The 7731-nt window shown below is 49.9% G+C and carries 9 protein-coding genes; all 9 read right to left on the bottom strand.

The genetic code is table 11. From position 1 onward, the window contains the following. Positions 1-44 precede the first annotated feature (44 nt). On the bottom strand, positions 45-2969 hold the full coding sequence (locus OCV62_RS18540) for a DUF4368 domain-containing protein (RefSeq protein WP_262587382.1): 2925 nt from the start codon (positions 2967-2969) through the stop codon (positions 45-47). Then, positions 2966-3448: a PcfB family protein gene (locus OCV62_RS13985; RefSeq protein WP_097772871.1), complete on the bottom strand. Its 483-nt coding sequence runs from the start codon at positions 3446-3448 to the stop codon at positions 2966-2968. Before OCV62_RS13985 ends, OCV62_RS18540 begins: the two co-directional genes overlap by 4 nt. Before the next feature lie 18 nt (positions 3449-3466). After that, entirely contained in the window at positions 3467-4102 is a 636-nt protein-coding gene (locus OCV62_RS13980) for a DUF3846 domain-containing protein (RefSeq protein WP_002576407.1), read from the bottom strand. Between the two features lie 10 nt (positions 4103-4112). Continuing rightward, a complete protein-coding gene (locus tag OCV62_RS13975; RefSeq protein ID WP_262587379.1) occupies positions 4113-4619 on the bottom strand; it encodes a hypothetical protein in 507 nt (168 codons plus the stop codon). Between the two features lie 10 nt (positions 4620-4629). Continuing rightward, a complete protein-coding gene (locus OCV62_RS13970) occupies positions 4630-5541 on the bottom strand; it encodes a ParB/RepB/Spo0J family partition protein (RefSeq protein WP_262587377.1) in 912 nt (303 codons plus the stop codon). Positions 5542-5616: 75 nt separating this feature from the next. Then, complete coding sequence (locus tag OCV62_RS13965) at positions 5617-6462, bottom strand: ATP-binding protein (protein ID WP_262587375.1); 846 nt, start codon at positions 6460-6462, stop codon at positions 5617-5619. Beyond that, on the bottom strand, positions 6459-7133 hold the full coding sequence (locus tag OCV62_RS13960) for a helix-turn-helix domain-containing protein (protein ID WP_262587373.1): 675 nt from the start codon (positions 7131-7133) through the stop codon (positions 6459-6461). Before OCV62_RS13960 ends, OCV62_RS13965 begins: the two co-directional genes overlap by 4 nt. After that, positions 7114-7281: a hypothetical protein gene (locus OCV62_RS13955; protein WP_009532276.1), complete on the bottom strand. Its 168-nt coding sequence runs from the start codon at positions 7279-7281 to the stop codon at positions 7114-7116. The genes OCV62_RS13960 and OCV62_RS13955 overlap by 20 nt, the downstream gene beginning before the upstream one ends. Beyond that, on the bottom strand, positions 7278-7731 hold a 454-nt coding region (locus OCV62_RS13950; RefSeq protein WP_262587372.1), incomplete at its 5' end, for a phage antirepressor KilAC domain-containing protein. The genes OCV62_RS13955 and OCV62_RS13950, both read right to left, overlap by 4 nt.

Here is a 7731-nt window from a genome sequence, read left to right as displayed (position 1 = left end):
GATGTTCGGGATAAGATAATCGCCGTTCTGTGTGTAAGTGATATTCATGCTGATTGTACTCCTTTCATTGGCTCTCTCTGCGGTAAGCTGCTGACAGGGACGAACACGCCCTTTGCAATGTCCTCTGCACGAATGGCGGCTTTCTTGGCTTCGATTTCTGCCTTTTTCCGCTCCTTGATTTTATCCTCGTATCGCTTCTGCGCTCCGCTGGCTTTACGCTTCAAGTAGTTCTGATGAAGTCTGTCCTTGCGTTCCTCTCGCTTGCGGATTTCTTCTAATTCCTCCGGGGTCAGCTCCACTTCTCCAAACGCCGGGGGAACGAAACGCCCAACAAAATTGAAGTAAATCTCAACCTCCTGTGTGGTCTGTATACTTCCTTTGCGGTCACGCTCATGCACAAGAATTTTCTCGATAAACTCGTTGAGCATGGCAATGGTCAGCTTGTCGAAGTTCTCATACTTACCAATCAGAGCGATAAAACGGTCAGCGTCCTTTTCGTGCTTCTCATAGCTCTTGACAGCCTTTTCCAGAACAGAGATTTCAGCGGTAAGCTCGGACTGTTCCTTTTCGTATTGAGCGTCCAGAGTGGCGTATCTGCTGTCGGACAGCTTGCCTAAAATGTTGTCCTCATAGATTTTGCAGAGCAGGACTTCCAGCTCGGAAACTCTCTGCTTTGCTGTGGCAAGGCGTGTCCGCTGTTTCCTGACCTCTGCCGTCTGCTGGCTGGACTGTGCTTCCTGCACCACACGGACAAACTCGGCTCTGTCATGCTTGGCATATTCGGCAATAGCTTTGAGCATTTCGGAAACAAGGGACAGTACCACATCTTCATTGATACGGTGCTGTGTCGTGCAGAGCTTTCCAACTGGGACTTTGCTGTATTGGGAACAGGTATATTGAGAAATACGCTTGCCGTTGTTGGTACGGTGGACATACATCTTGCCGCCGCAATCGGCACAATAAAGCAAGCCTGTGAGGGGAGCTGCTTCGCCCCAGCCGTCCGGGTAGCGTCTGACATTCCCACGGATTTTCTGCACAAGGTCAAAGGTCTGCTGGTCAATAATGGCTTCGTGCGTATTCTCAAAAATCGTCCATTCGTCCTCCGGGACATAATGGCTTTTCTTGTCCTTGAAGTGCTTTCGGGTCTTGAAATTGATGGTGTGTCCCAGATATTCACGCTTTTCAAGAAGGTTGCAGATGGTGGAAGAACCCCAGCCGTACACATCTTTGAAAGTCTTATTCTTGTTCACGCCCTCGCCGTGCTGGGCAAGGTAAGCGGACGGAATGAGGACTTTTTCTTCTTTCAGCTTGCTGGCGATCTGATACGGACCGTAGCCCTCAATCGTCATGGCAAAGATGCGCTTGACCACATCAGCGGCTTCGGGGTCAACCAACCATTGGTCTCTGGCTTCGTTCCAGAGATAGCCGTAAATGACCGTGCCTGTGAGGTGCTTGCCGGACTTGCCTTTTGACTGGAAAGTGGAACGGATTTTACGGCTGGTGTCTCTGGCGTAATACTCGTTCATAATGTTGCGGAAAGGGGTAAAATCATCGTCCCCTCTGGCACTGTCCACGCCGTCATTGATGGCGATAAGGCGAACGCCACGCTGACGCAGAATTTCCATAATCTGACCGACTTTCAGATAGTCACGACCCATGCGGCTCATGTCCTTGATACACAGGTACTCCACATTCCCGGCTTCAACCTCTTTCATCATTGCCAGAAATCCGGGACGGTCAAAGCAAGTACCGCTAATGCCATCGTCCGTGAAATGGACAATGTTTGTAAAGCCCTGCCGTGCGGCGAACTCCTCCAACATAGCCTTTTGATTGGAAATGGAATTGCTCTCACGCTGTTGGTCATCATCTTTGCCAAAGTCATCACGGCTCAGTCGTTCGTACAGAGCTGTGATTTTCTCATTTTTTCTCATAACTTGCGCTCCTTTCTTCGGTTTTAGGTTGTGTGTTCTAAGAGACTTCCCAACCGCTTGATTAAGAAGTCTTTTAGAGCATACAACACCCGCCGCCAGCTTGAACTTGGCATATTGGCGGACAGCAAAGTGGTTCGGTTTTTTCTTTTTCAGAGCTTCAAACATCTGATCCACTGGATTCTGAAAGGTTTCATCATCCTCGCGTACTTCCATCGCATTCAGGAATTCAATCAGTGTTGCAAAGTTCTGCTCTTCCAGCGGTGCCTCATAGTGGATATAACCAATCAAAGCACAATACAGCAAGGTCTCTGCCTTCGTCCAGAATTCGTCACCGGCCTTGCCGTCCCCTTTGGTGTTGGCAATGAGGGTTGTGGTCAGCTTCAAAATATCCTTTTCGCTGTGAATATACGCGAAGGGATTATAATGCATCGACTTTCTGAAATTGATAGTATTGAAAATCCGGATACTGTATCCGTTCTTCAAAAGGGCTTGGCCGCAGTCGATTACGATATCGCCTTTCGGGTCAGTGACCACATAGGAACTGTGGCATTGTAAAAGATTGGGTTTAAGCCAAAACCGGGTCTTGCCGCTGCCGGAGCCGCCCACCACCAGCACGTTTTTGTTTCGGGCATTTGCCGGATTCTTCGGGCGGTTGCCCATCATCAGCCGCTCCGTCCGGGTCAGAATCACATTGTTTGCAAACACTGGATCTTCAAACGGTTCGATGTCTTTCTGCGTACCCCAACGAGCAGAGCCATACTCCATGCCATGGCGATATTTCTTGGCATTTTTGCCTTTCAGGTACACAGCAAGCCGCAAACCCGCTCCGCAGCACACACCAATCAGCAAATCCATCGGATGCAGACTTGGCATCGGATTGGAAAAGGCTGCACCCAGGGCAGAAAGAAAGCCGAGGAGCTTTTCAGACATGTCTGCGCCCTCGGCAATTCTCCACGCTTCTCCCAGATTGGTACATACAAGACCGGCAATGAAGTACGGCAGGTTCAGGAGCAGCTGCTTCTTTGTCTTATTACTCATAGATCACGCTCCTGACTTTTGTGACGAACCTTATCCGGAAGAATTGCAGCAACCAGCTCTTTGAGCTTGTTAAGCTGCTCCAGAACACTCGGTTTTTCCTTTGTTTTCAGCTTTCGGTTGGTGAATTCCTCAAAAGCGGAAGTCAGTGCATCCGCATCCTTCGCCTTAAAGAACACCGTGTACTTGGGTGGCATTACATTTTGGTCTTTCGTAATGGCATAATCCACACCATATTTCCGTGCCACCTGTTCAAAGCCTTTCAAATCCGTTTTCTCAATGGGGATACTGCTGACTCCCTGATTCTGACCGATCAGTTCTTTGATGCTCTGCTTTCCAACCGGCAGCTGCGCTGTTTTCTGAGCCACCTTTGCCTGATGGTGCCGTTTCCACGCATTATAGCCATTCACGATGGTGCGAAAGGTCAATTTCGTGGTGCTGATTGCCAGATTGACGGTACGATTTTCAACTTCTTCCTGCATGAATCTCCGCCTCCTTCCTTACAAACTGTCCCGGTCCGGTGCAGGTTTGCTCTTTTCTTGGGGCTTTGCAGCCTTTTCCTCCATCTTCTTCACCATGTCATCCGGAACCGGAATCGCCATGATGCTGCGGCCCATACGAACGAACATCTGGGGCTGATGGAACTGTTCCTCAAATTTCTGCATCTGCTCCGAAGTCAGAGAACCAAAGTCATCCTCTGTCAGCCCTACCACCAGAAAATCACCGGCATAAATGTCCTGCATATCCCCGTCTTCGGTGTAAATCGCACGGTTCAGCGGCAGACCATTGATTTTGCCGGATTCATTCAGAATAATGGCCACTTCATCCTCAAATGGATAGGTGACTTCAATATCGCCGCCGACCATGGCCTGCAAATCTTCCAGCTCCGTGCCAACACTGATTTTCTTCGGATAGGCATTGGGCTGTACCAGCAGCACATCCATTGTCCTGGTCTCTGCCAATTCATGTTCTCCAACGGTCTTGAAATCCACACCAGTGAAATCGCCGGAATCCAGAACATAGTCCTGATTGTTCCACGCCTGCGTCACCATGCGTTCCGCATCTTCCTGTGAGGCAGCTTCCACGGAAACCTTTCTCTGGAGAGTCTCTGTAATCTCCACATCAAATTTCTTCATAGGCACCTCCTTAGATCAGGCGCAGTGCTGGAACCAACTCGCCGCCAATGGAAACCACCGTCAGGTTCTCGTTCACATAGTCGATGGTGCGTTCCAGCGTAAACAGATTGATGCTGCATTCGTTGCCGTTCTGGTCGATTTCCGAAACTTCCGCAGCTCCCAGCAGATAGCGGGTTCTGTCAGTCTCGATCACATCGCTCTTATCATAATGGAGAAGCAGTTCCCCATCTGCCACCAGATCAGCCTCCATCTCATCATAAACATCCTCAAAGATGTCTCGACTGCCAGCCTCGGTTAGAAGTTCGCCGCCAGCCCCCGGCAGGATCACCATCACAATGCGCTCCTTCGGGTGATCTTCACGGATTGCCTCCAGCATCAGCCAGTTATGAAGCATCGCAATGGACTTCTCAAACTTGGGATCATCCATCGGATTGGGCTGCGATGCACCGTTCGGACAGTTCTTGCAGTCCATACTGCACACTGCGTTGTTCTGATTCTTCTTAAAGTTCATCATCATAAAAATCTCCTTATCGTTCCATATCTCGTTGTTTACTTCGCTGCCACTTTTCCAGCAGCCGGATAATCGTGTCCTGCATCTGCTTCGGCGTATAGGATTTCGGGAAATACTTCCGAAGAACCTCGTTTTTAATCGTCACATGGTCAAGCTCATCCTTTTTGATTTCATTCATTACTTCACACATGGCATCCAAGGTGCAGCCGCCCTCCTGCGAGAGCTTTTTCAGCCGCTGCGCCTGCGACAGGGATGGAGATGCCTGTGCATAGTCCATAGCCTCCAGAAATTCTTTCTGTTCAGATGGCTTCAGATAAGACAGCTCTACCGCCGGATTGAAGGCGATTTTCTTCTCATCCACCATATCCAGAATTTCTGGAATCAGGTTGGTAAGGCGGATATAGCGATGAACCTGATTACGGCTATCGCCAGCTTCTTGCCCGACAATATCAAGGGATTGCAACTTCATCCCAACTTGGGATGAAGTTTCCTCTCCCCGTTCACCTTGATGTTTGATTGCTTCCAGCTTCATCTTGTAGGAAAACGCTCTCTCGCTGGGAAGAATATTCTCCCGCTGCAAGTTGCTGTCCACCATAAAGATGATTGCCGCATCATCATCCATTTCCTTGACGATGACCGGCACTTTCTCCAAACCTGCCAGCTGCGCTGCATGAAGCCTGCGGTGTCCCGAAAGGATTTCAAATCCGCCTTCCGGATCAGGCCGTACAATCAGCGGTGATACCACACCGATCTGCTTGATGCTCTCCACGGTCTGTTCCATCAGCTCATCGTCCAGCACCTTAAAGGGATGCCCTTCAAAGGGATGCAGGTCAGAAAGCGGCATCTCCGTCCGCTGCTCCTTAGCCGCAGCGTCGGCAGCTGAGCCACTGCGGTTTTCTGTTGTAATACTGGTTTTTGCTTTTGCCATTCAGCTTCTTAACCTCCTTCCAGCGGTGATAGATGTCATTCTTACCTGCGAAAAACGCCTTTTTTGCCTTGCACTTCATAGACCAAGTACCTCCTTAACGACCTGCTGTTTTTCTTTTCCAATGCTTTTTCTGCGGTCCTCTCCGCTGATTCGCACCGGCGTACACATTTCCAGAATCCTGCTGTAAATCCGGGCGTATGCCACATCCTGCGGATTGCGGATTTCTGCAATCTTCAGATTGGTTGTGATAATGACCGGAAGCCCGGACTTGTACCGCTCATCAATGACAGCGTAGACCTGCTCCAACGCATATTCGGTGCTGCGCTCTATCCCCAGATCATCCAGAATCAACAAAGAATAATTAGAAAACGAAGCGATATACCGGTATCGTTCTTCCGAATACATGGCACCCATCTGGTTCAGGATTTTGGAGAAGTTCGTCATCAAAACCGGAATGCCCTGATCCAGCAGCGCATTGGCAATACATGCCGCCACAAAGGACTTTCCAGTTCCGACATCTCCCCATAACAAAAGGCCAAGGTTTTCAGCCTTGACCTTTTTCCACTGCTCCACATAGCGTTTTGCCATCTGGATATCCTTATTATCTTCTGCAACGGCAAAATTCCATTCCAGAAGATGCTTTTCCTGAATTCCCGTTGCCTTCAGCTGCCTGATTTTGCGCTGCCGCTCCACCAGCTCATCCTGGCGTTTCTTTTCCGCCATCGCTTCTTGCTGGCATCTGCAAAGGCAGGGAACAATCTTGTCTCTGCCCCAGAGCTTTACCCTGCACTGCACCGGAGTATGACAGTTCCGGCAATACAGCAGTCCGTCCACGCCCTGGTATTCCTGCTCTCCGGGTTCTTTCGGCGTAAAGAGCGAATCCAACGCCGCATTCAATACTTCAGGCACCATGTCGCTCATAGGCTGTCTCCTTCCTCAAATGTGTAGTCTGCCGGGTTATACTTCGGCTTTTCTCTCTTTGCCCAGCTCCGGATTGTGGCAAGGTGATTTTTGTAGCTCCTGCCGGTGGAAGCCATATACTCAGAGAGCCGTTCAACCCGCATCTGATAATCTCCTGGGAACTCCTGCCGGAGCTTGCCGTATTCCGTATCGGAGAGAAGAACATTTCCGTATGAGCCATACCGATGCTGGATTTCCTTCTTCTCTCTTTTATTGATTGTTTCAGTACTTGTTCTATTAGTACTTAATTGCGCGGGATTTTCCGTAACCGGTGTGTCCGTATCCGGATTTACCGTATACGGCTTTTCCGTACACGGTGATTCCGAACACGGCTTTTTCCTTGGCATCTCATAAATCACATACTCCGCTCTGCCCATCCGACCGTTACTCTCACGCTGCTGGTTCCTTTCCAGATACCCAAGACGCTCCAGCTCCTTCAAAGCCGTAAGCACTCCATCTACGCCGTCCGGCGTAATCGAAGATAATCCCCGTACCGAATAGTTCCATGTGTCAGGCAAACTGAGCAGCATGGAGAGAAGTCCTTTCCCTTTCAGGCTGAGACTCTGATCCCGCAAGTGGTAATTGCACATCGTTGTGTAATTGCTGTTTTTCTCAACCCTGAATACCGGCATGGTGCTCACCATCCTTTTTCGCAGGCTCCGCTTTTTTCTTCGGACATTTGCGCGGACGATCTTCGCTGTCCTCCCGGCGATGGTATTTGCCGGTATCCTGCATCATGCGTTCAAACGCCTGAAGGCGTCCCTCTGTAAAAAGCGTCATTCGATCACACCCCATTTCTTAAACAACTTGAAGAGATGATTCTTTCCCTTGCAGGTCACTCTCGTCTGCTGCACCAGTTTTCCGCTTCTGCCGTAGCAATCCCGGACAATAAAATAGCCCCTTGCAGATTTGTCTGCAAAAGGCATCAGCCAGCCACTCGGACTGCGGTACAGATAGCGATGATCCAGTAAGAGAGCCACTGCCGTCTTCTCCTGGATTCCGATTTCCTTACAGAAATTCCGGATGCAGGTACAATCCTCCGAGTTCACAAAGGTATCGAAGTAGTCTGCCTTGGGCTGTGCCGCATCCAGCTGTTTGCGGATACCCTCAAGCTGCTCCCTCTCGGCTACAAGCTCCTGTGCCAGGGTGTAGATGACCTCCGGATGCTGAATCACCTGATCCAAAATGGAATCGCTCATATACACACCATGCTTTCGGATGGACGGGAGA

Origin of the sequence: Gallintestinimicrobium propionicum (genome assembly GCF_025567525.1) — a bacterium.
GTDB lineage: Bacteria > Bacillota > Clostridia > Lachnospirales > Lachnospiraceae > Gallintestinimicrobium > Gallintestinimicrobium propionicum.
This window is presented reverse-complemented; position numbering and strand designations above follow the sequence as displayed.

Bases quoted from the DNA above. Each gene is read 5' to 3' on its own strand.
- OCV62_RS18540 (WP_262587382.1), bottom strand. From the start codon at position 2,969: ATGAGTAATAAGACAAAGAAGCAGCTGCTCCTGAACCTGCCGTACTTC.
- OCV62_RS13985 (WP_097772871.1), bottom strand. From the start codon at position 3,448: ATGCAGGAAGAAGTTGAAAATCGTACCGTCAATCTGGCAATCAGCACC.
- OCV62_RS13980 (WP_002576407.1), bottom strand. From the start codon at position 4,102: ATGAAGAAATTTGATGTGGAGATTACAGAGACTCTCCAGAGAAAGGTT.
- OCV62_RS13975 (WP_262587379.1), bottom strand. From the start codon at position 4,619: ATGATGATGAACTTTAAGAAGAATCAGAACAACGCAGTGTGCAGTATG.
- OCV62_RS13970 (WP_262587377.1), bottom strand. From the start codon at position 5,541: ATGGCAAAAGCAAAAACCAGTATTACAACAGAAAACCGCAGTGGCTCA.
- OCV62_RS13965 (WP_262587375.1), bottom strand. From the start codon at position 6,462: ATGAGCGACATGGTGCCTGAAGTATTGAATGCGGCGTTGGATTCGCTC.
- OCV62_RS13960 (WP_262587373.1), bottom strand. From the start codon at position 7,133: ATGCCGGTATTCAGGGTTGAGAAAAACAGCAATTACACAACGATGTGC.
- OCV62_RS13955 (WP_009532276.1), bottom strand. From the start codon at position 7,281: ATGACGCTTTTTACAGAGGGACGCCTTCAGGCGTTTGAACGCATGATG.